Annotated in this window: 24 protein-coding genes; 17 read left to right on the top strand and 7 right to left on the bottom strand. The window is 55.9% G+C overall.

Going from position 1 to position 25,971, the window contains the following annotated elements:
• Positions 1 to 10 precede the first annotated feature (10 nt).
• Together ppk2 and ACMXYI_RS19500 are read right to left on the bottom strand one after the other, a co-directional pair.
• Complete coding sequence (gene ppk2 / locus ACMXYI_RS19505) at positions 11 to 832, bottom strand: polyphosphate kinase 2 (protein WP_415768641.1); 822 nt, start codon at positions 830 to 832, stop codon at positions 11 to 13.
• A 42-nt stretch (positions 833 to 874) separates the two neighbouring features.
• Positions 875 to 1,537 carry a hypothetical protein gene (locus ACMXYI_RS19500; RefSeq protein WP_415768640.1) on the bottom strand — a complete coding sequence of 221 codons (663 nt, stop codon included), beginning with the start codon at positions 1,535 to 1,537 and terminating at the stop codon, positions 875 to 877.
• A gap of 149 nt (positions 1,538 to 1,686) precedes the next feature.
• On the opposite strand from ACMXYI_RS19500, the gene ACMXYI_RS19495 reads away from it, so the two are divergent.
• The 13 genes from ACMXYI_RS19495 to ACMXYI_RS19435 all read left to right on the top strand — a co-directional run bounded on the left by ACMXYI_RS19495 (position 1,687) and on the right by ACMXYI_RS19435 (position 14,921).
• On the top strand, positions 1,687 to 2,961 hold the full coding sequence (locus tag ACMXYI_RS19495; protein ID WP_415768639.1) for a flavohemoglobin expression-modulating QEGLA motif protein: 1,275 nt from the start codon (positions 1,687 to 1,689) through the stop codon (positions 2,959 to 2,961).
• A 160-nt stretch (positions 2,962 to 3,121) separates the two neighbouring features.
• Positions 3,122 to 4,432: a flavin-containing monooxygenase gene (locus ACMXYI_RS19490; protein WP_415768638.1), complete on the top strand. Its 1,311-nt coding sequence runs from the start codon at positions 3,122 to 3,124 to the stop codon at positions 4,430 to 4,432.
• A gap of 24 nt (positions 4,433 to 4,456) precedes the next feature.
• Positions 4,457 to 4,873, top strand: coding sequence for a RidA family protein (locus ACMXYI_RS19485; RefSeq protein WP_415768637.1), 417 nt, complete (start codon positions 4,457 to 4,459; stop codon positions 4,871 to 4,873).
• A gap of 256 nt (positions 4,874 to 5,129) precedes the next feature.
• Complete coding sequence (locus ACMXYI_RS19480) at positions 5,130 to 5,807, top strand: DUF1028 domain-containing protein (RefSeq protein ID WP_415768636.1); 678 nt, start codon at positions 5,130 to 5,132, stop codon at positions 5,805 to 5,807.
• Positions 5,804 to 6,952 (top strand): acetylornithine deacetylase, encoded by a 1,149-nt coding sequence (gene argE / locus ACMXYI_RS19475; protein WP_415768635.1) that lies wholly within the window; start codon positions 5,804 to 5,806, stop codon positions 6,950 to 6,952. The genes ACMXYI_RS19480 and argE overlap by 4 nt, the downstream gene beginning before the upstream one ends.
• A gap of 376 nt (positions 6,953 to 7,328) precedes the next feature.
• The gene (locus ACMXYI_RS19470; protein WP_415768634.1) at positions 7,329 to 8,744 is read left to right on the top strand and encodes a purine-cytosine permease family protein; all 1,416 of its coding nucleotides are present in this window, start codon (positions 7,329 to 7,331) and stop codon (positions 8,742 to 8,744) included.
• Between the two features lie 185 nt (positions 8,745 to 8,929).
• Entirely contained in the window at positions 8,930 to 9,319 is a 390-nt protein-coding gene (locus ACMXYI_RS19465) for a VOC family protein (protein ID WP_415768633.1), read from the top strand.
• Between the two features lie 51 nt (positions 9,320 to 9,370).
• Positions 9,371 to 9,589 (top strand): PLD nuclease N-terminal domain-containing protein, encoded by a 219-nt coding sequence (locus tag ACMXYI_RS19460; RefSeq protein ID WP_282482392.1) that lies wholly within the window; start codon positions 9,371 to 9,373, stop codon positions 9,587 to 9,589.
• A 567-nt stretch (positions 9,590 to 10,156) separates the two neighbouring features.
• Complete coding sequence (locus tag ACMXYI_RS19455; protein WP_415768632.1) at positions 10,157 to 10,450, top strand: fructose-bisphosphate aldolase; 294 nt, start codon at positions 10,157 to 10,159, stop codon at positions 10,448 to 10,450.
• 317 nt (positions 10,451 to 10,767) lie between these two features.
• Positions 10,768 to 12,420: a hypothetical protein gene (locus tag ACMXYI_RS19450; protein ID WP_415768631.1), complete on the top strand. Its 1,653-nt coding sequence runs from the start codon at positions 10,768 to 10,770 to the stop codon at positions 12,418 to 12,420.
• A gap of 139 nt (positions 12,421 to 12,559) precedes the next feature.
• Complete coding sequence (locus ACMXYI_RS19445) at positions 12,560 to 13,141, top strand: hypothetical protein (RefSeq protein ID WP_415768630.1); 582 nt, start codon at positions 12,560 to 12,562, stop codon at positions 13,139 to 13,141.
• Positions 13,142 to 13,344: 203 nt separating this feature from the next.
• Positions 13,345 to 14,238 (top strand): hypothetical protein, encoded by an 894-nt coding sequence (locus ACMXYI_RS19440; RefSeq protein ID WP_415768629.1) that lies wholly within the window; start codon positions 13,345 to 13,347, stop codon positions 14,236 to 14,238.
• A gap of 347 nt (positions 14,239 to 14,585) precedes the next feature.
• Positions 14,586 to 14,921, top strand: coding sequence for a GrlR family regulatory protein (locus ACMXYI_RS19435; RefSeq protein ID WP_415768628.1), 336 nt, complete (start codon positions 14,586 to 14,588; stop codon positions 14,919 to 14,921).
• Positions 14,922 to 15,062: 141 nt separating this feature from the next.
• On the opposite strand, the gene ACMXYI_RS19430 is transcribed toward ACMXYI_RS19435, so the two are convergent.
• The 5 genes from ACMXYI_RS19430 to ACMXYI_RS19410 all read right to left on the bottom strand — a co-directional run bounded on the left by ACMXYI_RS19430 (position 15,063) and on the right by ACMXYI_RS19410 (position 21,634).
• On the bottom strand, positions 15,063 to 15,566 hold the full coding sequence (locus tag ACMXYI_RS19430) for a hypothetical protein (RefSeq protein WP_415768627.1): 504 nt from the start codon (positions 15,564 to 15,566) through the stop codon (positions 15,063 to 15,065).
• A 586-nt stretch (positions 15,567 to 16,152) separates the two neighbouring features.
• The gene (locus ACMXYI_RS19425) at positions 16,153 to 16,701 is read right to left on the bottom strand and encodes a cupin domain-containing protein (protein WP_007895886.1); all 549 of its coding nucleotides are present in this window, start codon (positions 16,699 to 16,701) and stop codon (positions 16,153 to 16,155) included.
• A gap of 530 nt (positions 16,702 to 17,231) precedes the next feature.
• Complete coding sequence (locus ACMXYI_RS19420; protein ID WP_415768626.1) at positions 17,232 to 18,530, bottom strand: NAD(P)/FAD-dependent oxidoreductase; 1,299 nt, start codon at positions 18,528 to 18,530, stop codon at positions 17,232 to 17,234.
• A 52-nt stretch (positions 18,531 to 18,582) separates the two neighbouring features.
• The gene (locus ACMXYI_RS19415) at positions 18,583 to 20,073 is read right to left on the bottom strand and encodes an aldehyde dehydrogenase (protein WP_415768625.1); all 1,491 of its coding nucleotides are present in this window, start codon (positions 20,071 to 20,073) and stop codon (positions 18,583 to 18,585) included.
• Positions 20,074 to 20,257: 184 nt separating this feature from the next.
• Complete coding sequence (locus ACMXYI_RS19410) at positions 20,258 to 21,634, bottom strand: glutamine synthetase family protein (RefSeq protein WP_056745147.1); 1,377 nt, start codon at positions 21,632 to 21,634, stop codon at positions 20,258 to 20,260.
• Between the two features lie 280 nt (positions 21,635 to 21,914).
• Here ACMXYI_RS19410 and ACMXYI_RS19405 point away from each other — a divergent pair, with 280 nt between their 5' ends.
• The 4 genes from ACMXYI_RS19405 (at position 21,915) to ACMXYI_RS19390 (ending at position 25,825) form a co-directional block, all read left to right on the top strand.
• Entirely contained in the window at positions 21,915 to 22,676 is a 762-nt protein-coding gene (locus ACMXYI_RS19405; protein ID WP_415768624.1) for a gamma-glutamyl-gamma-aminobutyrate hydrolase family protein, read from the top strand.
• Between the two features lie 214 nt (positions 22,677 to 22,890).
• Entirely contained in the window at positions 22,891 to 24,033 is a 1,143-nt protein-coding gene (locus tag ACMXYI_RS19400; RefSeq protein ID WP_415768623.1) for an ABC transporter ATP-binding protein, read from the top strand.
• A 29-nt stretch (positions 24,034 to 24,062) separates the two neighbouring features.
• Positions 24,063 to 24,944 carry an ABC transporter permease subunit gene (locus ACMXYI_RS19395; protein WP_415773932.1) on the top strand — a complete coding sequence of 294 codons (882 nt, stop codon included), beginning with the start codon at positions 24,063 to 24,065 and terminating at the stop codon, positions 24,942 to 24,944.
• On the top strand, positions 24,941 to 25,825 hold the full coding sequence (locus ACMXYI_RS19390) for an ABC transporter permease subunit (protein WP_415768622.1): 885 nt from the start codon (positions 24,941 to 24,943) through the stop codon (positions 25,823 to 25,825). Before ACMXYI_RS19395 ends, ACMXYI_RS19390 begins: the two co-directional genes overlap by 4 nt.
• The last annotated feature ends 146 nt before the right edge of the window (positions 25,826 to 25,971 follow it).

The raw sequence follows: 25,971 nt of genomic DNA, 5'->3' as shown, positions 1-25,971 counted from the left end.
AACGTGTCCGTCAGAATTTTTCGGGCACTCGCCGGTGCGGATAATCCGGGTCGCGATAGCCGCCTGGCTTCTGCCGTTTGGGCAATATCACCTCCTCGCGCGCTACATCCTTGTACGGGATACGGCTGAGCAAATCGGTGATGATGTTAAGGCGCGCCCGCCGCTTGTCGTTGGAGTTGGCCACCAGCCATGGGGCATGATCGCTGTCGGTTGCCTTGAACATGTCGTCACGCGCACGTGAATAGTCATACCATCGGCTGTATGACTTGAGATCCATTGGGGTCAGTTTCCAGATTTTGCGCCCATCCTTGATGCGCTCCTGAAGCCGGCGGGTCTGCTCGTCTTCGCTGACTTCCAGCCAATACTTGAGCAGGATCACGCCCGAGTCGACGATTGCACGCTCCACCAGAGGCGTTGTCTTCAGGAAACTGGCAACCTGCTGTTTGGTGCAGAACCCCATCACACGCTCGACACCCGCCCGGTTGTACCAACTGCGATCGAAGATCACCACTTCGCCGGCCGCGGGCAAGTACGGCAGGTAACGCTGGACATACATCTGGCTTTTCTCTCGATCAGTCGGCGCCGTTAGCGCCACCACCCGAAAGACACGCGGGCTGACGCGATCGGTAATCGCCTTGATCGTTCCGCCCTTGCCAGCGCCATCGCGCCCCTCGAAGACGATGCAGAGCTTGATGCCCTTGGCTTTTACCCACTCCTGTAACTTGACCAGTTCGACGTGCAGGGTGCGCAGTTGCTCAAGGTAATCCTTGTTTTTCAGTTTCGGGCTTTCAGCAGATTTACTCTTAGGGGCTTTTTTCTTGTCCTTTGCCATGATCCAGACCTCACCAATAAACAGCGTAGGGTTGCAATCTGCTCATCCGCCGAGCGCGATGATCGCAGTGATCAGTACAGCGCCGGTGACTGCCGTCGCAAGACCGCCTTGCCACGGTTTTGCACCGGCGTACTTCGAGAGTATCCAACCGGCGCTGAACAGCACCCCGAGACCGACCAGGTTAGACAGGCGCACGGCGAGCGCTGTCTGGTCGAGCAACAGAAACGGCACGACAAGCGGGAATGTCGATAACACCACCAACAGGAAAACGCCGACAGCACCCCTGAAATCATCCCAACCGAGGCGCGGTTGTACCGGCATGGATGAATAATCGACCAGGCGACGACGCAACGATTCCAGCTCTTCAGGGCCGGCCGCTGCTGCGAGACGCGGGGGCAACGCCTCGGCAATGAGCGCTTGCCCGGCGGCTGCATCCGTCGCACCGAGCAGGTTGGTGCGAAGCGTACGGTTGCGCGTGCGCTCGATCAGGGTTCGCAGCAAATACATCACGGCGTCCGCGAGGCCCCAGGCGAGGTTGCAACCCAGCGCGGCGATCATCATCGTGCGTTCCGTCTCCTGGCCAGACGTGGCCACGCTGATGGTTCCGGTGAAGGTCATTGCCATGAGCAGGCCGAAGATGACCTCCGTGACACGATCGACCGGATCAAGAACACGGGCCCGCTTTTGCTCTCCAGTGCTTTGCATGCGCTCATCCTCGCCACGGCGGCTGTGTCAGCGTGGTCCTGGTTTTCAGCCGTGCCAGAAAGCTTAGTTCAGACTTGACCTCTCACCACGCAATGCATCGACAACGACTAAACTTTTGCGATTGAACCTTGTTTCCCAAGGAGATCTCTGTGAGCGCCACGTCCCTCTCCGAACTCGATGCCGCCCTGCCCGGTCTGGCCCGCAAGATCCGCGTGCTGGATGCCCTGGCCTGGCCGGATGGGGTCGAAGAAGCATTCCTGACACGTTGGCGCGCCGGGCAGGCAGAACTGCCCAAGGTCGAGCTGCGCCCGCGCGACCACAGCGCCGACATCGCCGCCCTCGAAGCCTTTATCGGCCGCTGCGATGAGGGCCATCCGGCCGGGCGCCACCTCGCCATGACGGCGCGCAGCTATGCCACGGCGGGACACATGCTCGGTGCCATCGGCACACCCGCCTTTACGCAGTATTCGTCAGCGCTGTACCGACGCCCGGACTTCTACTACACACGCCTGAAACTGAGCATGCTGGACGCGGCCCAATTCTTCCTCAAGACCACCGACGCCCTTCTGGGCGGTGCGCGGATTCCACCGAGCCCGGCCGAAATCCCGGCCGATGTCTTCGCCGCCTGGATGCAGCCGGAACTTGATCGTTTCTTCGGCCCGGGCCGGATCACCGTCGTGCTCGATCCGACCCTGGCCGCCAAGGCCATCGCCGGGGCCAGTCGCATCCGCCTGCGTGCCAGCGCCCTGTTCTCGGAACTGGACAAGAACCAGCTGTTGCAGCATGAAGCCTTCGTGCATGTCGCCACGGCACAAAACGGCGCGCTGCAACCCAACCTCAAAAGCCTGGGCCTGGGGGCGCCACGTACGACTCAGACTCAGGAGGGCATCGCCACCCTGGCCGAGCTGTTCACCGGCAGCATGGACATCAACCGCCTGCGCCGCCTCGCCCTGCGCGTGCTCGCCGTCCAGCAGGCGCTGGATGGCGCCGATTTCATCCAGGTATTCGAAGGTTTTCTCGCGGCGGGTCAGTCGCAAGAGGAGTCCTTTCGCTCGACCCAGCGGGTGTTCCGCGGCGCCGACCTGCGCGGCGGTTCGGCTTTCACCAAGGATGCCGCCTACCTGACCGGTTTGCTCGGCGTGCATACCCTGTTGCGCATCGCGATCCGCGACAACCGGCCGGAACTGGTGGGCCATCTGTTCGCCGGGCGCCTCAGCCTGGGGGATACCGTTCGCCTGGCGCCGCTCTTCGAGTCCGGCTGGCTCCAGGGGCCGGTCCATGTCCCGGCCTGGGCCTCCGATCTGCGTCTGCTCGCCGCCAACCTGGCGTTCTCCGCTTTTATCTCCCGAATCAAGCTGGATGTACTCGATCTGGAGGTGCTCATGGCCTTCGCCGACGAGCATGAAGCCGATGCCAGCGCCTAGCGTTTAAAGGGAAAGCCATCGAACCAAACGCTCTGCATCAGTTATTTATACTCAAATGCCAGCTTAATAATATTTTACCGATACCAGGGTGATCCCTAGTCTTGACCCCAAGAAATGGCAGGCCGTTACCGACCTAAATCCAACTTCGAAGGGTATTGAGATGACCACTGAAAAAATAAAAACAGATACGCTGATTGTTGGCGCCGGTCAGGCTGGCGTGGCCATGAGTGAACACCTGAGCAAACTCGGGGTGCCGCACCTGGTGCTGGAGCGCAACCGTATCGCCGAACGCTGGCGCACCGGGCGCTGGGACTCGCTGGTAGCCAACGGTCCGGCCTGGCACGACCGGTTTCCCGGTCTCGATTTCGACGACCTCAGCCCCGACGACTTTGCCCCAAAAGAGCGGGTCGCCGACTACTTCGAAGCCTACGCCAAGAAATTCAACGCCCCGATCCGCACCGGCGTGGACGTGCTGAAGGTTGAGCGCAATGTCGGTCGGCCGGGCTTCACCATTGAAACCTCTGAAGGCGTGATCGAGGCCAACCGCGTGGTGGCCGCCACCGGGCCATTCCAGCGCCCTGTCATCCCGCCAATCGCGCCGAAAGATCAGCCATTCCTGCAGATCCACTCCGCCGACTATCGCAACCCGGCGCAACTGCCCGAAGGCGCGGTTCTAGTGGTCGGTGCCGGTTCGTCGGGCGTGCAGATCGCCGATGAATTGCAGCGTGCCGGCAAGAAGGTTTACCTCTCGGTCGGCGCACACGATCGCCCTCCTCGCGCCTATCGCAACCGTGATTTCTGCTGGTGGTTGGGTGTGTTGGGCGAGTGGGATCAGGCGGCCATGAAACCTGGTCGGGAACACGTGACCATCGCGGTGAGCGGCGCGCATGGCGGCCGTACGGTGGACTTCCGTGGGCTGGCCCATCGCGGCATGACACTGGTGGGTTTGACCCAATCGTTCAACGGCGGCGTAGCGACTTTTCAACCGAACCTTGCCGAGAACCTGGCGCGCGGCGATGAGAACTACCTGGCGCTGCTCAATGCCGCCGATGCCTACATCGAGCGCAATGGCCTGGACCTGCCAGAAGAGCCTGAAGCGCGCATTACCTTTTCCGATCCGGAATGCGTAACCAACCCGATTCTTCAGCTCGACCTGGCCAAGGCCGGCGTGACCTCGATCATCTGGGCCACCGGTTTTGCTACGGATTACAGCTGGCTCAAGGTTGACGCCTTCGACGACAACGGCAAGCCGGCGCATCAGCGCGGCGTGTCGAGCGAAGCTGGCGTGTATTTCCTCGGCCTGCCGTGGCAGTCGCGTCGCGGGTCTTCGTTCATCTGGGGCGTTTGGCACGACGCCAAGTACGTGGCTGATCACATCGCCATCCAGCGTTCATACCTCGACTACCACGACGCCGCGCAACGCGAGGCTGAAACCGTCCCGGTCGCCCATAAAGCAACTGTCAGCGCTTGAGCCATTTTTCTTTAGGAGCTTCAAATGTCCACGCCAACCCATACCCGCATTCGCATGTTCAACACCAAAGAAACCTACCCGAACCAGAGCCTGGACAATGATTTGTGCCAAGCCGTCCGGGCCGGCAACACCGTTTATGTTCGCGGTCAGGTCGGCACCGATTTCGAAGGCAACCTGGTGGGGCTCGGTGATCCGCGCACGCAAACCGAGCAAGCGATGCGCAACGTCAAACAGCTGCTGGAAGAAGCCGGCAGCGACCTCAGCCACATCGTGAAAACCACCACCTACCTGATCGATCCGCGTTACCGCGAGCCGGTGTATCAGGAAGTGGGCAAGTGGCTTAAAGGGGTGTTTCCGATTTCGACCGGGTTGGTGGTGTCGGCGTTGGGGCAACCGCAGTGGTTGATGGAGATTGATGTGATTGCGGTGATTCCTGAGTAAACACAGGTAGACCGAGTCACGGACTTACGCCGTTCTATGTAGCAGCTGGCGAAGCCTGCGTTCGGCTGCGAAGCAGTCGTGAAATCAGCCGATGCGGTGTAACAAGTAGTCCGCGTGCTCAGGTTTACGACTGCTTCGCAGCCGAACGCAGGCTTCGCCAGCTGCTACAGATTGCGTTGCTGCAGGTGCCAGAGCTTTCTGCGAAGCAGCTCGCACAGACGACCCTTTTGCCAAGGCAATACAAGGAGCAAAACCCATGACCTTCTCCATCGCCGCCCGTTGCCCCGAAACCGGTCAGTTCGGCATTGCGATCAGTTCCTCCAGCATCGCCGTCGGCGCCCGCTGCCCCTGGCTGCTGCCGGGTGTCGGCGCCGTCTCCACACAAAACATCACCCTGCCCTCCCTCGGCCCCGAAGCCCTCGCCCTCATGGAACAAGGCCTTACACCGGCCGAGGCGTTGGACAAAGTCCTGACCCGCAACGGCTACAGCCAATATCGCCAGATCACCGCGATTGACCATCTAGGCCGCACCGCGCATTTCAGCGGCGCGCAGACCTTGGGCAACCACAACGCCGTGTCCGGCGATCAATGCGTCGCTGCCGGCAACATGCTGGCAGACCGTTCAGTGATCGAGGCCATGGTCGAGGCGTTCGAACATGGCGAAGGTCAACTGACCGACCGCCTGCTCGCGGCCATGAAAGCAGCAATCGCGGCAGGCGGCGAAGCCGGGCCGGTGCATTCGGCGGCGATGGTGGTGGTCGGCGAGCTGACCTGGCCGATCATCAACCTGCGGGTGGATTGGGCGGATCACGACCCGATTGGCCAGCTTGAGAAACTCTGGGACGCCTATCGCCCACAGGTTCAGGACTACATCGACCGCGCCCTGGCCCCCGACAAATCCCCTGGCTACGGTGTCGCCGGAGACGACCGATGAGCAACAGCCTCGATTTGCTGAAAACGTTGGTGGCGTTCGACACCACGAGCCGCGAATCAAACCTGCATCTCATCGAGTTCGTCCGCGACTACCTCGAACGCTTCGACGTGCCTTGCGAGCTGGTCTACAACGATGAGCGCAGCAAGGCCAACCTGTTCGCAACCATTGGCCCGGCGGACCGGCCGGGCATCGTGCTGTCGGGGCACACCGACGTGGTGCCCGTCGACGGCCAGCCGTGGACCGTTGCGCCGTTCGAACTCACTGAGCGCGACGGCAAGTTGTACGGTCGCGGCACGGCGGACATGAAAGGCTACATCGCCTGCGTGCTCGCGTTGGTCCCGTCGCTGGTGAACGCCCCGCTCCGACTGCCGGTGCATATCGCGCTTTCCTATGATGAGGAAGTCGGCTGCCTCGGTGTGCGTTCGTTGCTGTCGGAATTGGAAAAGCGCCCGGTCAAACCGATGCTCTGCATCATTGGCGAGCCGACAGAGCTCAAACCGGTGCTGGGCCACAAAGGCAAACTGGCGATGCGTTGCGATATTCATGGTGAAGCGTGCCATTCGGCGTACGCGCCGCTTGGGGTCAATGCGATTGAATACGCCGCCGAACTGATCGGTGAACTGGGACGGATTGGCAACCGGCTCAAAGCGCCCGAGTATCACGACACGCGTTTCGATCCGCCGTTCAGCACCGTGCAAACCGGCGTGATTTCTGGCGGCAAGGCGTTGAACATCGTCCCTGCCGATTGCCGCTTCGACTTTGAAATCCGTGCCCTGCCCTCGCATGACCCTAGCCTTGTTGCGCAGGAGCTGAAGGCCTATGCCGAGCAGCAGGTGTTGCCGCGCATGCGTGCCGTGAGTGAGCAGAGTGAGATTCACTTCAGCGAGTTGTCGGCGTATCCCGGATTGGCGACCGATGCGCACAGCGAAGCGGCTGAGTTGATTGCTGCGTTCTCCGGTTCCCGAGAGTTCGGAACCGTAGCGTTCGGCACCGAGGGCGGTCTATTCGACGCAGCAGGCATTCCCACCGTCGTCTGCGGCCCCGGCAGCATGGATCAAGGCCACAAACCGGACGAGTTTGTCAGCTTGGTGCAATTGAACGGTTGCGACGCCATGCTCCATCGAATGCTGCAATCGATCTGTTAACCCAATCCCTGTAGCAGCTGGCGAAGCCTGCGTTCGGCTGCGCAGCAGTCGCAAAATCCGACGACGCGGTGCATCAGGAAAACCGCGGGCGCAGGGTTTACGACTGCTTCGCAGCCGAACGCAGGCTTCGCCAGCTGCTACAAGTTTGCGACCGGCAAGCCCCATCCGGCGGGCTTGCGTTCGCGCGTGGGCGTCGTAATACCAGCCTCTACAGCCTCCCCAACCGACATACATTTTTTAGCGTCTATACCCACAAACTTACTAATTTATCTCTCACTCCCCACCGCACATCATCAACTCCAACAAGAAAAGCGTCGCCCCCGCGTGGCGCTCACCGAAGTACGTCCACGTACTCACTTTTGCCTTGGAGTCCGTCATGGTTACCGCAGCAGCAACCTCCGCCCCGCTCATCGAAAAACACACCATCGGCTACGTACCGCCCGAAGATCGTCACGGAAAGACAAGGGACCTGTTCACCCTCTGGTTCGGCGGCAACATCGCGCCGTTACCCATCGTCACCGGCGCCCTAGGCGTGCAAATGTTCCACCTGAACCTGGTGTGGGGCATCGTCGCCATCCTCGTTGGCCACCTGGTCGGCGGCGTGCTGATGGCGCTGCACTCGGCGCAAGGCCCGCAGATGGGCATTCCGCAAATGATCCAGAGCCGCGCCCAGTTCGGCTCCCTCGGCGCGCTGCTAGTCGTGCTGATCGCCGGCATCATGTACATCGGCTTCTTCGCCTCCAACATCGTCCTCGCCGGCAAATCCCTGCACGGCGTAGTCGACAGCGTGCCGGTGCCGGTAGGCATCGTCATCGGCGCCCTCGGTTCGGGCATCATCGGCATCATCGGTTACCGCTTCATCCACGTGCTCAACCGCATCGGCACCTGGGTGCTCGGCGCCGGCATCGTGCTGGGCTTCGGCTACATCTTCACCCACGTGCAGACCGCCGACTTCCTCACCCGCGGCAGCTTCAACATCTCCGGCTGGCTCGCCACCGTCTCGCTCGCCGCGCTCTGGCAAATCGCCTTCGCGCCCTACGTCTCCGACTACTCGCGCTACCTGCCGGCCAACGTGCCCGTGGCCGCAACGTTCTGGACCACTTACCTGGGCACCGTGCTCGGTTCCAGCCTCTCGTTCATCTTCGGTGCCGTCGCCGTCCTCGCCACGCCCGTCGGCATGGACACCATGGACGCCGTCAAACTCGCCACCGGCTCCATCGGCCCGCTGATGCTCGTGCTGTTCCTGCTCAGCGTCATCAGCCACAACGCCCTCAACCTCTACGGCGCCGTACTGTCACTGATCACCCTGATCCAAACCTTCGCCTACCGCTGGATCCCGACCGCCAAAAGCCGCGCCGTCCTCTCCATCATCGTCCTCGCCGCCTGCTGCTTCGCCGCCGTCGGCGCCTCCGCCAACTTCATCGGCCACTTCGTCGACATGGTGCTGGTGCTGCTCGTCGTGCTGGTGCCGTGGACCGCGATCAACCTGATCGATTTCTACGCGATTCACAAAGGTCAGTACGACATCGGCTCGATCTTCAAGGTGGATGGCGGGATTTACGGACGGTACAACCCGCAGGCGTTGTTGGCGTATGCGATCGGGATCGTGGTGCAGATTCCGTTTATGAATACGCCGCTGTATGTCGGGCCGATTTCGGAGCACATCAATGGGGCTGACTTGTCCTGGCTAGTCGGCCTGCTAATCACCTCCCCGCTCTACTACTGGCTAGCCAACCGCGACACCGCCTACAAGCGCCGCCTCTCAACCGGAAAACTGGCCAACAGCCTGTAATTGGAATGCAATCCCCTGTGGGAGCGAGCTTGCTCGCGATGAGGCCATGACATTCAACATCCATGTCGACTGTCACACCTTTCGCGAGCAAACCCGTTTGCACAGTCCTTAAAAACCTCACAAAACACGCCAACCAGATCTGCTACATTCCCCAACCTCAATGTCCCAACAAGGAATGTTCGCACATGAAATTCGGCTACCTGATCATCTACGTCCCTGATGTCCCAGCCTCCCTCCAATTCTTCTCCTCCGCCTTCGGCCTCGCCACTCGCTTCCTCCACGAATCAGGCACCTACGGCGAACTCGAAACCGGTGAAACCGCCCTGGCCTTCGCCGCCGACGAACTCGCCGCCATGAACTTCAGCAGCGGCCACGTCTCTGCTCACTCTTCCGCTAAACCGCTAGGCATCGAAGTTGGCATGGTGACCGACGACGTCCCCGCCGCCCACGCCAAAGCCTTGAACGCAGGCGCTACCGAATTGACGGCCCCAGCCCTAAAACCCTGGGGCCAAACCGTCTCCTACGTGCGCTGCCCGGACGGGACGCTGGTAGAACTTTGCACACCGATAAAATGAACCCTGCCCACCACTGCCTACCTAACTGAATGACTATCAGGAGGGTGACCAATGCAAACCGAAACCATCTGGATCGTACTCGCCGCAATACTCGTACTGGTCGAGTTATGGGCAATCAACAAAGTGCGCAAAGCCGAAGGCAAATCCAGCAACAAACTCGTATGGATGGTGGTAATCGTGTTTGTACCGCTATTCGGGCTGATAGCGTGGGCACTGGCGGGACCGAAACACACCGATCCCAACCCGCATTCACCGCAGGCCAGACAATGACGTTGGATGCTGTGCGGTAAGGATTTTGGTACTGCACAATCGCAAGGAACAAAGCCCGATGATTCGGGGCTTTGTTGTTTCTGACCACCCGATTCTAAAAAACCTGACGTCCGAAATTCGTGTAGGAACTTACCCTTTGTGGCGAGGGGATTTATCCCCGTTGGGTCGCGAAGCGGCCCCAAAACCTGCACCCCATTTCCCAAGGCACTCCACACGGCCCGAATCACCGCGACAAGCCCGAAAACAGTGGCATTCAGCCTTGTCACAACAAGCGCCCAACCGTCCTACAGCCCGGTTGTGAGCACCAAAATGCGCGCCTATATTCGACCTGTCGCTGACCACATTTAGCGATTGGGTTTCGCAGCCCTACAGAAGATGACCTACACCGTCGAATGAGAACTCTGGCAAAATTCGCCCGCGTTACATTTCATGGCGGTTGTGCGTGGGAGACTTTCGAGTCTGCCGGGTGTAGGTCATTTCTCGGTCTGCGAACCCGCGTACAGCTGCCACCCAATTGTTTCGCAGCAAAAAGGTGGCGCTTCTATTTACGTTAATAGAGACCTACCTATGACCATGAACAACCCGCCTCGCCGCTTCACCCCCATGTCCCAATTCGCCACCGAATACCCCGTCCTCCTCATCGACAGCGACGCCCCACTCCGCGAACTCCACAACTGCGTCAGCGAACGCCTCAGCGCCGTTCTCAAGTACCTCAACCTCATGGCCTGCACCAGTCTCCCCGACTACGCCGAAAACGACATCAACACCGTCACCAACATCGCCCGGATCATGATCCAGGACGTGAGCGATGTGTTTCGGGTGATTGAACAGCGTGGGTTTGACACTCGCAAAGGGCAGTAACTACATTGCAGCCGATAAAAACCCGCATTGTTGCGGGTTTTTTATTGCTTGATCAGATGCTGTAATTCCAGCTTGTGATCTCGGGAGCTGCATTCAGAGGATTGTGACAGGCGGCAATCGGCCAGAGCAGTCGATCACAATGTCTACGAAATGCGAGACGATTCAGCTCCGCAAATTCAGCCTGCCCCCCCTAGGCATGAGGCAGAAATCAATATCCCTTAAGGTTAAGGGGATGCATTGGCGTAGTGGCATTTTGATTCCCCCTAGTGTACCGTCGTAATCAATAAAAATAGATTTGATGGATGAGGGGACATAAAATGGATAATTATTTTCAAGATACAATCTCAAAAATATATGGCGATGATGACGACTTTGTTGTTATTGGATTGACCGGCCGTACTGGTAGTGGTTGTTCTACAGTGGCCAATATTCTCTCAAGTAAACAAAAAGACATAAGACACTCTCTTTTTTCAGGCCACAACCCTAAAGATAATAACCAAAGGAAGCAGAAGGTAGTTCTAAGTTGCTTTGAACATAATTGGGAGCCTTTTGTAACGATTCAAGCCAGCACCGTTTTATTACTGATGCTTTCTGAGGTTAGTATTGAAGAGTCAGGGGTTTTTATAGGAAGGTCAGGTAGTTTAGAACATGACATTGCTCGAAAAACCACGGAAGTTCTTAAAAGCATTCGTGACCAATCAGTTGTTATTGCCGACATTAACTCTTTGCGGAGATTTTATACAGAGTTCTTACCAGAAAAAAACGCCGAGCTTAAAGATGTGATGGGCGGAGCCGCTTATGTTAAGTTGTTTCAGCTTATCGGAAGTAATCTACGAAACTCGGGTAATGTCACCTCTGAAGAGGTGGTTAGTGGCAAATCCTTTTCGCTGGCTGAGCGAATCAATAAAATAATTAAGGAAATTCGTAAAGCACGGATTGAAGGAGATAAAACATTCATAGTAATTGATGCAATAAGAAATCCATTTGAGGCTATATATTTCCAAGATAGATACTCTTCTTTTTACCTCATGGCCGTGTCTTGCAATGATGACGAGCGGAAGCGTCGATTGCGTGGGCTTGGGTATACTGATACTCAAATAAAAGTTGTTGACGATGAAGAGTACGGCAAGCTGGATGCTACTGATCAAAAGGCCTATGTTAAACAAGACATTAAAGCCTGCCTGCAGCGAGCAGACTTGCACGTGAGCAACCCTGACTCCGGAAATATGGTTTCCAACTTCAACTCGCTAGCGGACCAATTATTAACTTTTGTTGCTCTTATGGTCAGGCCAGGATTGGTAACACCAACCCCTTTAGAACGTTGCATGCAAATTGCGTATACAGCAAAACTTAATTCAGGGTGCATTTCCAGACAAGTAGGCGCTGTTGTTACTGATGTTAATTTTTCGGTCCAGTCTGTCGGCTGGAACGATACACCGTTCGGACAGGTTCCTTGCAGTCTACGCAATCGGTTTGATCTGACGGATGGCTATGATCAAGACGCTTACTCGGAGTATGAAAAAATCGATGTTAAATTCATCAACGCGGTTGGAGTTGGGAATGAAAAATTTGTAAAAGTTGCTAAGACAGGTAGAAATATTTCATATTGCTTTAAGGATGAATACAACAACCTTACCGGCAAGGATAATCAAGTTCATACAAGATCTCTTCATGCAGAAGAAAATGCCTTTCTACAAATTGCAAAATATGGTGGTAGGGGAGTTGAAAATGGAAAACTATTTACGACAGCTAGCCCATGTGAGTTATGTTCCAAAAAAGCTTATCAATTAGGTATAAAGGAAATTTACTATATTGACCCCTACCCCGGAATTGCGATGAGCCACATTCTAATGGGAGGCAGCCGAAATCCAGAGCTTGTAATATTCTCTGGCGCAATAGGCAGGGCCTTTCACAACTTGTACTCGCCAAAGATATCTTACAAAGATGAACTTAACGCGCTTGCCTTGTAATTAGCTTGTTCTTTCTCCAGGCGGCTTCTTCTTATTAGAGAAGCTGCCTTGAGCTAATCAGATTGGTTTATAGTGCAAGTTTAATACCGAAATGGGGACAGATCTATTTTTTACTTTTTCATCACCAGCAGTAGGTATCATGAGAACAGCAAACAACTTCACCCTTGACAAGAAAAACTTCCTACGTTACGAGCTTGGATTACTGACTATGAAATCTGCGCTTTCAACACGCGACTCTGCTTGGCCTATTTACTGCAAATCGAAAAAGGCGCACCAGCGAACTCCTGTGCAGAATACTATCCGAAAAACTCTTCGAGATATAGAAATATACTATTCCGAGCAGACTGTTAGCGAAGACCAACACATACACCTAATTTGCAACACAGCAGATATGTTATCCACAGAGCTGAAATCATTTCTATTTAACGGCCGATTTAGAATCGGCATCTCACAAAAATTAGTCAATCTTCATCTAAAATACCTTTGGGTAGCCGATGTTATATCAGAGCCACCGCATTGCCCACTAGATGGTATAGTTCGTGATTTAGCTGGAATCAATTACAACTGGACACGAAATGACTCCATTAGTGAGTACAAAGATGCAATTACCTCTCTTCGTAAGATTGCAGCTCCGAGAAGCCTATCTGCATGGGAACTATGCGAGTTTCGCCGTCCAGCACAAAATCTAATTAAATCAAGTTCGCCTCTGGATCCAAATTAAAAAGGTGGCCGAACTTGAATTACAGAAAAAGACAATAGATAAATATAAAAGTTAAATCAGCAACAAAAAAAAACACTCACACTGGACAACCACACCTGGGAGTTACTTTAGTGCCAGCAAAGTCGACACGCCACAATTAAAAATTGTTTGGCGCCCCCCCTTCTAAACCTGAAATTTTATTCTCAAGGTAACGAGACTAGTGTATGAAAACATATTTTGTACGCCACTCGTCCGAACTGGACGTTGATAAAGAAACATTGCAGTCCCTATGGGATAATGACTACATCGGAATACACTATCCGCATGACAACTCACGTCAAGACCGAGACTCGTTTAGCGTTGAGCCTAAGGATTACCCAGGAAATGCGCGTCATACTTTGGCTAGACTCCAAAAAATTGGTAAAGAAGGAGGGTTTATATTTGGATGCTACAGGGGCTTTCCTGGCGGAAAAATCGGATATATAGAACCAGATACAGCCATTGAAATATTTAATGGAAAGTGGGGGGATAAAAATAGACAAGCAGGACGCGACGCCCGACTCAAAGTATTAAAGGTTCATAATGTGAGAAATCTTTCTGGATTTGAAGGGCTATCCCTTACCTCTGTTCAGCCCCGCCAAGGAACCCTTTGCGAATGGAAAAAGGTTGGTTCGAGAGTCAAAAGTCTAGTCTCTGGGAAAGTTAGCAGAGATGTGGGCAGCCTAACGCCCGATCTTCAGGAAGTCATGTGCATGGAATTTTTAAGAACTGATGAATCCTTAAAATTGGGGCTTCCACGAGTTCTTTATACCTTGGCGTCAGTAGGTCGAACTTTAAAGGATTTAGATATCCTAGCCATCGGCTACGATGGAAAACCAATCTCGGCCCAAGTCACCTATCATGATCTGACCAGCGCCGCTGCAACTAAAAAACTAAACAAGCTCGACCCTTACATAAGCGAGGGAAGCCACACTATACTTTTCTGCAAATGCCCTTCCATACAACACATAAATGGTCATATTGTATTTTCACTTGATCAAGTATTTAAAGAATTTTGTTTAAACTCAGCGAGCGGACGGCTTTGGTTTAAGATGGTATCCGGCGCACAACAATGTTGATCAGCCATCCAAAGATAAAGCGGTAAAAATTAATGCTTAAATAAATACATCACTTTAATAATTCAGTACGATGACCTATCCATCAGCCAGAAGCAGTCACAACCAGTCGACCGTCTCTCAGCTCCAATCGAAAAAAGGTGATAAAAAAGTGACGGATCTAGTTATTAAAAAGATCTGTCACCTTTTCTACTTAACGAAAAAACTGCAGTCTATCCACCACAATGCCTCATGCTGGGAAGGGGGGGCCAAAAATTAACCTAGCTACAATTTTTGATCGTTCTCAAACGAAACTGGCAATATTTCAATTGAGTACTATGATTAGGCTTCTTTAACAGAAGGAATGAATCATGTCCCAAGGAATTTTCCATGTCGACTTCAAGTCCAGTACGGGCGATTATGGTGACGGCCTCATCGTCGTAAAAGATGGTGCCGTGAACGGTGGTGATGCAAATTATCTTTACAGAGGTCCTATCCCCAAGACTTCCGGCCCATTTGAATCTAAGTTCACCATCAACAAATGGCGGGAAGGAAACACAAACGTCGTCAAAATAGACAATTATGAACTTGAGGCGTCAGGCTCTGTTGATTACGAGGGCGGTACTTTCGCATTGAAAGGATCTGTCGTCGGTCACCCTCAACTCACCATAAACATTACTGGCAAAAAAATCTCGGACGCATCCTAAACACCTTATCTGCCCATTTGACAAAAAAGGTCGACAGAACTACTCACAAATAGATCTGTCACCTTTCCCTTTACAGATGTTTTGTTTAAATAGATCCGCATCTTTTTCCTCACAGGCCTGGCCCCTTTTTGCCCTCAAAATCTAGTTGCAGTTTTCAAGCTGAACTTGATAACCCTTGAGTCTTTCTTGGAGCGCCTCAACTTCATTAAGTTTGATTGCGCGGTACCCTGAGGACATATCACTAGTTATTACATACCTTATTGCATCTATCTGCTCTTGAGTCGCAACTATTTGTTGATGAATAAAGTCATCGTTATTAGAACGCCCTACCTTTAAACTCAAATCAGAAATTTTTTCACTTTGCGCTTTGTAATTAACCTCCAACTCCTTATACGCAGAACTCCATTCTTTCCCACGCTTCACCGCGTCATCTCTCTCGGACTCGGTCATCCTGAGTTGTATATCAACTTTGTCCAACTGCCCTTTTAGTTCGGCCAATTGAACAGAAGATTCGTACTTCCCATAAAAGGCGCCCAGGGTCGCCACCAATGTTAACGCGCTTACAATGGCCGTAATTGTGTAAAACCAATGCCTAGCCGTGAAGCTGCCTAATAATTGGCTAGTAGTTATAGACTCTGGATTCATATGCATCCTTGTAATTTGACAACAAAATCAGAAGCGAGTTATTTTTCTCTTTTTTTGAGCGGAATGGTGAGAGAATTCCCTCAAGCTACTCCGCGGCCACTCAACAATCAATCCGGCGATGCGACTGTGTTATTCAGCTCAATCAATGCTTAAAGCTTTGACATTGATTACACACATCAAGATCTTTTTTACATAAGCGGCCAATAAACAGCATCCTTTTTGCTCACGTACACGGAGCACTACTTACAGCGTCGAGTGGAGCATCGAATAATTCTCGAAGCATATCGTTATGCTTATTCAATGTTACGTTATAAATAATTTTCCGACTCAGGAGAGCAATCTTCATTGCGGTGGGAGATGCTAAAATCTCAGGAGTTACAGAAAACACTTCCGTCTCACCATCGGCAACGTCAGTCACTTGCAGAATGTAATGACTAATCTTGCCGTCCGCATTCTGGACGTACTGACTGCATTGAAAATCGTATCTATTTTCTGTCATAACACCCTCGAAACATTTGTACATACGACTAATTATCACCGCCCCATATAAGTATCCCGCAGACTAGTGAGGACACCACTTTCAACGTCAAAAATTCGCCGGCGTGTTCGCACTGATGATTTCCGCCTCATCCGCCCCAATATTCCGAAACCGATGCGGCAACGTCGTCGGAAAGTAATACCCATCCCCAGCATTCAGCACACTAATCTGCCCATCAACCGTCAGTTCAACGGTGCCACGGGTAACGAGCCCACACTCCTCCCCTTCCGAATGCACAATCGGCTCTTCCCCCGAACTCGCCCCAGGCGCGTATTGCTCGCGCAACAACCGCATCTGCCGACTCGGCACCGAAGCGCCAATCAGCAGCAACCGCAGCCCATGACGCCCGAGATCCGGCTGTTCATTGGCGCGGAACACGTATTGATGCTCGCGAGGTGGTTGGTCGAAGGTGAAGAAGTCCGCCAAAGACATAGGAATGCCTTCGAGCAGTTTTTTGAGGGAGCTGACGGAGGGACTGACGCGATTTTGTTCGATCAGGGAGATGGTGGCATTGGTGACGCCGCTACGCCGGGCCAGCTCGCGCTGGGAGAGCTTGTAGCTTTCGCGTACTAATTTGAGTCGTGAGCCCGTGTCCATGACAGCCTTATGCGAGGAATACTTAAGGGTTATGGGGGTGGATGGCGGGCGACTTTTGGCCGCGAAAAACACCGCTTCCCTGTCCCGGAAATTTGAAAGGCGGGTATTAAATCACGTTTGGTGGGGTTGCTCAGCAGGTTCGACAAATGGTTGGGTAAAAAGGTTGTTGGGGTTGCTTTGAGGGCCTGGGCTTGCTTGCGATAGCAGTGTGTCAGTCGGCGTTGTTGGTGACTGATGGGGCCTCTTCGCGGGCAAGCCCGCTCCCACATTTGGACGGTGGAGTTTGTCGAGCCGGTGTATGCCACAAATCTCTGTGGGTGTGTGTCAGTTGGGATTGATAGTGACTGGTATGGCCTCATCGCGAGCAGGCTCGCTCCCACAGTTTGTGTCCTGGTTGTATACGGATTTTGTGTATGCCGTGGATCTCTGTGGGAGTGAGCTTGCTCGCGATGGCGATTTGTCAGGCGACATTGATGGCGACTGATATGGCTTCATCGCGAGCAAGCTCGCTCCCACAGGGATGGTGTCGCTTAGATGCCGAATCGATCACGCAGCGCGTAGTACGCAGCGCCCATGGCGGTGAGGGGGGCCTGGAAGGTGCGGCCGCCGATCATTGGCATGTGCGGGAGCGAGGCGAAGGCGTCGAAGCGTTCGGCGTCGCCGCGGATCATTTCCGAGATCAGTTTGCCGGCCAGGTGCGAGCAGGTGACGCCGTGGCCGCTGTAGCCTTGCATGTAGTAGGCGTTTTTCTCGATGCGGCCGAATTGCGGCATGCGGGACATGGTCAGCAGGAAGTTGCCGGTCCAGCGGTAGTCGATTTTCACGTCCTTCAGTTGCGGGAAGGTCTTGAGGATTTTCGGCTTGATCAGTTGTTCGATGTCGTCCGGTTCGCGGGCGCCGTAGACCACGCCGCCGCCGTACAGCAAGCGGTTATCAGCGGTGAGGCGGTAGTAGTCGAGCAGGTAGTTGCAGTCTTCGACGCAGTAGTTGTTTTTGATCAGGCTGCGCGCAACCTTTTCGGACAACGGTTCGGTGACGACGATTTGCGAGCCGCACGGCATGCTTTTGCGCGTGACGCGGTTGTCGAGGTCTTGCGGCAGGTAAGCGTTGCCGGCGATCAGCAGGTACTTGGCGCGGACCACGCCTTTGGCAGTGCGCACGGTGATCGGTTCGCCGTAGGTGATTTCCACTGCGGCGGATTGTTCGTAGATTTTGCCGCCCAGGCCGATGATGGCCGAGGCTTCGCCGAGGGCCAGGTTCAGCGGGTGGATGTGGCCGCCCTGCATGTCGAGCAGGCCGCCGACGTAGTTGTCGCAACCGACTTCGCGCTTGATGTCCGCGGCGTCGAGCATTTTCAGGTTCTTGTTGCCGTAGCGTTCCCAGCTGCTTTTCTGCTCGGCCAGGCCTTTGAGCTGTTTTTTGTTCAACGCGGCGAAGATGCCGCCCGGGCGATAGTCGCACTGGATGTCGTAGTGTTGTATGCGCTGACGGATGATGTCGGCGCCTTCGAAGATCATGCTGCCGAGGACTTCGGCGGTTTTGTCGCCGTAGCGTTCTTCGATGACGTCGACGTCGCGGCTGTAGGAGTTGACCAGTTGGCCGCCGTTGCGACCGCTGGCGCCGAAACCGACTTTGGCGGCTTCGAGCACGGTGACGCTGTAGCCGACTTCGGCGAGGAACAGCGCCGAGGACAAGCCAGTGTAGCCGGCGCCGATCACGCAGACGTCGCAGTCCACCGCTTGTTCGAGCACCGGGAAGTCGCCGGTGAAGTTGCGGGTGGCGGCGTAGTAGCTGTTTACATGCTTTTGTTTAACAGAGTCTTGTTTCATAGGTTTCTCCGATGGCCGCTGGCACCTGCCGGCGGCCGCCGTTGTAGAGGTGTTAGAGCTTGATCCAGGTCGCTTTGAGTTCGGTGTATTTGTCGAACGCGTGCAGCGATTTGTCCCGACCGTTACCCGACTGCTTGAACCCGCCGAACGGCGCGGTCATGTCGCCGCCGTCGTACTGGTTGACCCAGACGCTGCCGGCGCGCAAGCCGCGAGCGAAGGTGTGAGCCTTGCTGAGGTTGCTGGTCCACACACCTGCGGCGAGGCCGAAGATGCTGTCGTTGGCAATCGCCAGCGCTTCTTCCTCGGTGTCGAAGGTGATCAGCGACAGCACCGGGCCGAAGATTTCTTCGCGGGCGATGGTCATGGCGTTGGTCACGCCGTCGAAAATCGCCGGTTCCACGTACAGGCCGCCGGTGGCTTCGAGGGTGCGGCTGCCGCCCGCGATCAGTTGCGCGCCCTGGTCTTTGCCGACCTGGATGTAGCGCAGCACGTTGTCCAGTTGACGCTGATCGACGACCGCGCCGACGGTGGTTTCCGGGTCCAAAGCGTGCCCCGGTTTCCAGGCTTGCAGTGCTTCCACCAACAGCGGAATGAACTGCTCGCGAATCGAACGCTCCACCAGCAAGCGCGAACCGGCGGTGCAGACTTCGCCCTGGTTGAAGGCAATCGCACCGGCCGCCGCTTGTGCTGCCGCGCGCAGATCCGGCGCGTCGGCGAACACCACGTTCGGGCTCTTCCCCCCTGCTTCGAGCCAGACGCGTTTCATGTTGCTTTGGCCGGAATAGATCAGCAGTTGCTTGGCAATCGCGGTCGAGCCGGTGAAGGCCAGCACGTCGACGTCCATGTGCAACGCCAGCGCCTTGCCGACGGTGTGACCGTAGCCTGGCAGGACGTTGAACACGCCTTTCGGGATGCCGGCATCCAGCGCCAGTTGGGCGATGCGAATCGCGGTCAGTGGCGACTTTTCCGAAGGCTTGAGGATGAACGAGTTACCGGCCGCGAGGGCCGGGGCGAACTTCCAGCTGGCCATGATCAGCGGGAAGTTCCACGGCACGATGGCGGCGACAACACCGGCGGGTTCGCGGGTGATGAGGCCGAGTTGGTCGTGGGGTGTGGCGGCGACTTCGTCGTAGATCTTGTCGATGGCCTCGGCGCTCCAGCGGATCGCGTTGGCGGTCGCCGGGATGTCGATGTTCATGGAATCGTTGATCGGCTTGCCCATGTCGAGGGTTTCGAGCAGGGCGAGTTCTTCCTGGTTGGCCAGGATCAGGTCGGCGAAGCGAATCAGGATGCGCTTGCGTTCGGCCGGGGCGAGTTTGGCCCAGATGCCGGATTCGAAGGTGCGGCGCGCGACGGCGACGGCTGCATTGGCGTCGGCTTCGTCGGTGCTGGCGACGTTGGCCAGGAAGCGACCGTCGACCGGGCTCATGCATTCAAAGGTGTCGCCGCTGAGTGCCGGGCAGTATTGGCCGTCGATGAATGCGCGGCCTTCGATTGTAAGGGACTGGAAGCGTTGCTCCCAGTCGCTGCGAGTGTTTGTCATGGTTGTGACTCGACGCAGAGGAATAAGTAGTGGGACTGAATGCCGCTCAACCAGGGAGTTGAAATGCAGTCCCCTGTGGGAGCGAGCCTGCTCGCGAAAGCGGTGTGTCAGGCGACATCAGTGTTGAATGTGCCGCCGTCTTCGCGAGCAGGCTCGCTCCCACAGTTGATCGGTGTTGTTTGTCTTAGACGGTGTGCAAGTACCAGTTGTACTCAAGGTCCGAAATAGAGTTCTCGAACTCGGCCAGCTCGCTTTCCTTGCACGCCACGAACACGTCGATGTACATCGGGTCGATGTAACGGGCCATGACTTCGCTGTCGTCCAGCTCGCGCAGTGCATCGCGCAGGTTGTTCGGCAGGCTCTGCTCGTTCTGCTCGTAGCTGTTGCCTTCAACCGGTGCGCCCGGCTCGATTTCGTTGGTCAGGCCGTGGTGAATACCGGCCAGTACCGACGCCATCAACAAGTACGGGTTGGCATCGGCGCCCGCAACGCGGTGTTCGATGCGCACGGAGTCCGGCGAACCGGTTGGCACACGCACTGCAACGGTACGGTTGTCGATGCCCCAGCTCGGCGAGTTCGGCACATAGAACTGCGCGCCGAAGCGACGGTACGAGTTAACGTTCGGGCACAGGAAAGCCATCTGCGCCGGCAGGGTCTCGAGCACACCGCCGATCGCGTGACGCAGTGCGGCGTTCTGCTCGGGATCCTCGCTGGCAAAGATGTTGTTGCCTTCTTTGTCGAGAATCGAAATGTGTACGTGCAAACCATTGCCCGCCTGGCCCGGATACGGTTTGGCCATAAACGTGGTGTCCATCTCGTGGTCGTAGGCGATGTTTTTCACCAGACGCTTGAGCAACACCGCGTAGTCGCAGGCCTTTATCGGGTCATTGACGTGATGCAGGTTCACTTCGAACTGCGCCGGGGCGCTTTCCTTGACGATGGCGTCAGCAGGAATGCCCTGCTCTTTCGCGCCTTCGAGGATGTCTTGCAGGCAATCGACGTATTCGTCCAGGTCGTCGATCAAGTAGACCTGGGTCGACATCGGACGCTTGCCAGACACCGGCGAGCGTGGCGATTGCGGACGACCGTTCACGTTGTCCTGGTCGATCAGATAGAACTCGAGTTCGAACGCGGCGCAAATGGTCAGGCCCATTGCATCGAACTTGCTCACGACCTGACGCAGCACTTCGCGAGGGTCGGCAAAGAACGGCTGGCCTTCGAGTTCGTGCATGGTCATTAACAGTTGCGCGGTCGGGCGCTTCTGCCAGGGCTCGATGCTGAGCGTATCCGGGATGGGGAAGCAGATTCGGTCTGAGTCGCCGATGTCCAGACCCAGGCCGGTGCTTTCCACCGTAGAACCGTTGATGTCCAGAGCAAATAGCGACGCCGGGAGGTTAATGCCTTTTTCGTAAACCTTATGAAGACTGGTGCGCTCGATGCGCTTGCCGCGCACCACACCGTTCATATCCGCAATCAGAAGGTCGACGTACAAAACCTCAGGATATTTCTTAAGGAATGCGTTTGCTTCGTTGAGTTGAACGGTACGCAGAGGGACCGACATGATGCACCTATTAGCTGTTAATTATTATGTTCACTACCTTGTTGCGAGCCCAGTCAACCCGAACGGCAAAGTGAAGTCAATAGCGAACACTTGACCTCTCAACCTTTATTTTCGGGCCTTTCTTGGGCACGGGAGTGCCAAATCAGTCTTACGCACCGTGTAAATCCTGAAGATCGGACGTGCGGCGTTTAGAATTTTTTACATGAGAGTTGTTAATTAAAATCAACAAGGCTAAGCTCCGGAAAAGCTCGTTCAAGTGTGAAACTTCGAGGTGATAAAAATGGCATTCAAGCCATTGATCGGCGTTACTGCGTGCGTCAAACAGATTGGCCTGCACCCCTACCATGTCAGCGGCGACAAGTACTTGCATGCTGTCAGCGTCGCGGCTTTGGGGCTGCCGGTTGTCATTCCTTCCTTAGGCGATCTGACCGAAATCGATGACCTGCTCGCGCAGCTCGACGGTCTGCTGCTGACCGGCTCGCCCTCGAATGTGGAACCCTTCCACTATCAAGGCCCCGACAGCGCCCCCGGCACGGATCACGATCCGCAACGGGACGCCACCACCCTTCCCTTATTGCGTGCAGCCATTGCGGCGGGCGTTCCGGTGCTCGGCATCTGTCGGGGCTTTCAGGAAATGAACGTGGCGTTCGGCGGCAGCCTGCATCAGAAGGTCCACGAACTGCCCGGCATGCTGGATCACCGGGAAGCGAATCATCCGGACCTGGCCGTGCAGTACGCACCGGCTCATGCGGTCAACGTGCAACCGGGTGGTGTGTTCGAGGCGCTGGATTTACCGCAGGTGTTCCAGGTCAATTCGATTCACAGCCAGGGCATTGACCGACTGGCTCCCGGCCTGCGTGCGGAAGCGATTGCGCCGGACGGTTTGATCGAGGCGATCTCGGTGGAACACAGCCCGACCTTCGCCGTCGGTGTGCAGTGGCACCCGGAATGGCAGGTGCTTTCGAATCCGCCCTACTTGAGTATTTTCCAGGCGTTTGGCGACGCGTGCCGTCAACGGGCGGCGTTACGTAACAGGCGCTGACTTAACACTCGATTAATCAATTTACTGCCCCCGTGAGTCAGGCGGGCGTGTCTTTGCGCGCCGGTCCCTCACGACAACAACAAACGCGATAACAACAAGTACCACCAGGCAGCCAGGACGGCGGCGCCGAATAAGCCCGCCCAGTGCTGGCTTGCAATCAACTATTAAGTCAGGCCGCGTTGGCCCGACGACTGAAACCTGTTGGGAGTTTCACATGGCAAACGCCTCCAGCATCTACAGGAAGGCTCTTGAAGGTCACCAGTCACCGAAAAAGGTGCTGGTGAAAGTCGACCGCGTCACCAAGAAATTCGACGAAACCACCGCGGTGGACGATGTCTCGCTTGAGATTCATCAAGGGGAAATCTTCGCCCTGCTCGGCGGTTCCGGCTCCGGCAAATCGACCCTGCTGCGCATGCTCGCAGGCTTCGAGCGCCCGACCGAAGGACGGATTTTGCTCGACGGTGTCGACATCACCGACATGCCGCCGTACGAACGGCCGATCAACATGATGTTCCAGTCCTACGCGCTGTTCCCGCACATGACGGTGGCGCAGAACATCGCCTTCGGCTTGAAGCAGGATCGTCTGTCCGCCAGCGAAATCGACGCCCGCGTTGAAGAGATGCTGCGACTGGTGCACATGACCCAGTACGCCAAACGCAAACCCCATCAGTTGTCCGGCGGTCAGCGTCAACGTGTTGCGTTGGCTCGCTCTCTGGCCAAGCGTCCGAAGCTGTTGTTGCTCGACGAACCGATGGGCGCACTGGATAAAAAGCTGCGTTCGCAGATGCAACTGGAGTTGGTAGAAATCATCGAGCGGGTCGGCGTGACCTGCGTGATGGTGACCCACGATCAGGAAGAGGCCATGACCATGGCCCAACGCATCGCGATCATGCACCTGGGTTGGATCGCGCAGATCGGCAGCCCGGTGGACATTTATGAAGCGCCGGTCAGCCGCATGGTCTGCGAATTCATCGGCAACGTGAACGCCTTCGACGGCACCGTGGTCGAGGACCTTGAAGGTCACGCGATCATTCACAGCCCGGATCTGGAGCAGAAGATCTACGTCGGTCACGGCGTCAGCACCTCGGTGCAGGACAAGTCGATCACCTACGCCATCCGCCCGGAAAAACTGCTGGTCAGCACCACCAAACCGGATACCCGCTACAACTGGTCCAGCGGCAAGGTGCATGACATCGCCTACCTCGGCGGTCACTCGGTGTTTTACGTGGAGCTGCCTGGCGGCAAGGTTGTGCAGTCGTTCATGGCCAACGCCGAACGCCGTGGCGCGCGTCCGACCTGGGACGACAAAGTCTACGTGTGGTGGGAAGACGACAGCGGCGTGGTACTGCGCTCATGAAAACACTCAATCAACAGTTTATGCGGCTGATGCCGAGTGGTCGAAAGCTCGTCATCGGGGTTCCTTTCCTGTGGCTGTTCCTGTTCTTCATGCTGCCGTTCTTCCTGGTGATGAAGATCAGCTTCTCGGAAGCGGCCCTGGCCATTCCTCCTTACTCAGAGATCTACACCTTCGCCGAGCAGAAATTTCAGTTGCTGCTGAACATCGGCAACTACTCGCTGCTGACCGAAGATGAGTTGTACATCTCGGCCTACTTCGGCTCGTTGAAGGTCGCGTTTTTAAGCACGCTGATGTGCCTGGTGATCGGTTTCCCGATGGCCTACGCGATCACCAAGGCGAGCAAGGAAACGCAAAACGTTCTGCTGTTGCTGATCATGATGCCGACCTGGACCGCGATCCTGATCCGCGTCTATGCGTGGATGGGCATCCTCAGCAACAACGGTCTGCTCAACGGCTTTTTGATGTGGACCGGGCTGACGGATCACCCGATCGAAATCCTCAACACCAACACTGCCGTGTATATCGGCGTGGTTTACGCCTACTTGCCGTTCATGGTGTTGCCGCTGTACGCCAACCTGGTCAAGCACGATCAAAGCCTGCTGGAAGCCGCTTCGGACCTGGGTTCGAGCAACTTCAACAACTTCTGGAAAATTACCGTGCCGCTGGCCAAGAACGGGATCATCGCCGGTTGCATGCTGGTGTTCATTCCTGTGGTCGGTGAGTTCGTGATTCCGGAACTGCTGGGCGGCCCGGAGACCCTGATGATCGGTCGCGTGCTGTGGCAAGAGTTCTTCAATAACCGCGACTGGCCGGTGGCGTCTGCCCTGGCGGTGGTGATGCTGTTGATCCTGATTGTGCCGATTCTGCTGTTCAACCGCAGCCAGGCCAAAGAAATGGAGGCACGGGGATGAAACGCTTCGGATTTTCAAAGTTCATGCTGATTTTCGGCTTGTCGTTTATCTACCTGCCGATGTTGATTCTGGTGATCTACTCGTTCAACGCCTCGAAACTGGTAACCGTATGGGGCGGCTGGTCGTTCAAGTGGTACGCCGGCCTGCTCGATAACTCGCAACTGATGGGTTCGGTGGTGCGCTCGCTGGAAATCGCCTGCTACACCGCGATTGCTGCGGTGGCGCTGGGGACGTTGGCAGCGTTTGTGCTGACTCGCGTCACGCGCTTCAAGGGCCGCACGTTGTTCGGTGGTTTGGTGACGGCGCCGTTGGTGATGCCGGAAGTGATCACCGGTCTGTCGCTGTTGCTGCTGTTCGTGGCCATGGCGCAGTTGATCGGTTGGCCGATGGAACGTGGCATCGTCACCATCTGGATCGCCCACACCACGTTCTGCGCGGCGTATGTCGCGGTGGTGGTTTCGGCGCGCTTGCGTGAGCTGGACCTGTCCATCGAAGAAGCGGCCATGGACCTCGGGGCGAAGCCGTTCAAGGTGTTTTTCCTGATCACCATTCCGATGATCGCGCCGTCACTGGCGGCCGGCGGCATGATGTCGTTTGCCCTGTCGCTGGATGACCTGGTACTGGCGAGCTTCGTGTCCGGCCCCGGTTCCACGACCCTGCCGATGGAAGTGTTCTCGGCGGTGCGTCTGGGCGTGAAGCCTGAGATCAACGCCGTGGCCAGCCTGATTCTGTTGGCGGTATCGATCGTGACCTTCATGGTCTGGTTCTTCAGCCGCCGTGCCGAAGCCACCCGTAAACGTGCGATCCAGGAAGCGATGGACCAGACCGCCAGCGAATCCTGGCAGCAACCTAAAAAGCAAATGGTAGAAGCGACGGCCTAAGGGCCGGCAACACGCACACTTTGTAGCAGCTGGCGAAGCCTGCGTTCGGCTGCGAAGCAGTCGTGAATTCAGACACTGCGGTTCTTTCAGGAAGATTGAATTCGCAGGTTTTACGACTGCTTCGCAGCCGAACGCAGGCTTCGCCA

The sequence above is a fragment of the Pseudomonas lyxosi genome, assembly GCF_047758685.1.
GTDB classification, from domain to species: domain Bacteria; phylum Pseudomonadota; class Gammaproteobacteria; order Pseudomonadales; family Pseudomonadaceae; genus Aquipseudomonas; species Aquipseudomonas lyxosi.
This window is presented reverse-complemented; position numbering and strand designations above follow the sequence as displayed.

Coding starts and splice junctions, on each gene's coding strand:
- ACMXYI_RS19440 (WP_415768629.1), top strand. CDS start 13,345: ATGAAAACATATTTTGTACGCCACTCGTCCGAACTGGACGTTGATAAA.
- argE (WP_415768635.1), top strand. CDS start 5,804: ATGAGCAACAGCCTCGATTTGCTGAAAACGTTGGTGGCGTTCGACACC.
- ACMXYI_RS19485 (WP_415768637.1), top strand. CDS start 4,457: ATGTCCACGCCAACCCATACCCGCATTCGCATGTTCAACACCAAAGAA.
- ACMXYI_RS19415 (WP_415768625.1), bottom strand. CDS start 20,073: ATGACAAACACTCGCAGCGACTGGGAGCAACGCTTCCAGTCCCTTACA.
- ACMXYI_RS19400 (WP_415768623.1), top strand. CDS start 22,891: ATGGCAAACGCCTCCAGCATCTACAGGAAGGCTCTTGAAGGTCACCAG.
- ACMXYI_RS19435 (WP_415768628.1), top strand. CDS start 14,586: ATGTCCCAAGGAATTTTCCATGTCGACTTCAAGTCCAGTACGGGCGAT.
- ACMXYI_RS19480 (WP_415768636.1), top strand. CDS start 5,130: ATGACCTTCTCCATCGCCGCCCGTTGCCCCGAAACCGGTCAGTTCGGC.
- ACMXYI_RS19405 (WP_415768624.1), top strand. CDS start 21,915: ATGGCATTCAAGCCATTGATCGGCGTTACTGCGTGCGTCAAACAGATT.
- ACMXYI_RS19425 (WP_007895886.1), bottom strand. CDS start 16,701: ATGGACACGGGCTCACGACTCAAATTAGTACGCGAAAGCTACAAGCTC.
- ACMXYI_RS19390 (WP_415768622.1), top strand. CDS start 24,941: ATGAAACGCTTCGGATTTTCAAAGTTCATGCTGATTTTCGGCTTGTCG.
- ACMXYI_RS19430 (WP_415768627.1), bottom strand. CDS start 15,566: ATGAATCCAGAGTCTATAACTACTAGCCAATTATTAGGCAGCTTCACG.
- ACMXYI_RS19470 (WP_415768634.1), top strand. CDS start 7,329: ATGGTTACCGCAGCAGCAACCTCCGCCCCGCTCATCGAAAAACACACC.
- ACMXYI_RS19450 (WP_415768631.1), top strand. CDS start 10,768: ATGGATAATTATTTTCAAGATACAATCTCAAAAATATATGGCGATGAT.
- ACMXYI_RS19445 (WP_415768630.1), top strand. CDS start 12,560: ATGAGAACAGCAAACAACTTCACCCTTGACAAGAAAAACTTCCTACGT.
- ppk2 (WP_415768641.1), bottom strand. CDS start 832: ATGGCAAAGGACAAGAAAAAAGCCCCTAAGAGTAAATCTGCTGAAAGC.
- ACMXYI_RS19395 (WP_415773932.1), top strand. CDS start 24,063: ATGCCGAGTGGTCGAAAGCTCGTCATCGGGGTTCCTTTCCTGTGGCTG.
- ACMXYI_RS19500 (WP_415768640.1), bottom strand. CDS start 1,537: ATGCAAAGCACTGGAGAGCAAAAGCGGGCCCGTGTTCTTGATCCGGTC.
- ACMXYI_RS19460 (WP_282482392.1), top strand. CDS start 9,371: ATGCAAACCGAAACCATCTGGATCGTACTCGCCGCAATACTCGTACTG.
- ACMXYI_RS19410 (WP_056745147.1), bottom strand. CDS start 21,634: ATGTCGGTCCCTCTGCGTACCGTTCAACTCAACGAAGCAAACGCATTC.
- ACMXYI_RS19490 (WP_415768638.1), top strand. CDS start 3,122: ATGACCACTGAAAAAATAAAAACAGATACGCTGATTGTTGGCGCCGGT.
- ACMXYI_RS19465 (WP_415768633.1), top strand. CDS start 8,930: ATGAAATTCGGCTACCTGATCATCTACGTCCCTGATGTCCCAGCCTCC.
- ACMXYI_RS19455 (WP_415768632.1), top strand. CDS start 10,157: ATGACCATGAACAACCCGCCTCGCCGCTTCACCCCCATGTCCCAATTC.
- ACMXYI_RS19420 (WP_415768626.1), bottom strand. CDS start 18,530: ATGAAACAAGACTCTGTTAAACAAAAGCATGTAAACAGCTACTACGCC.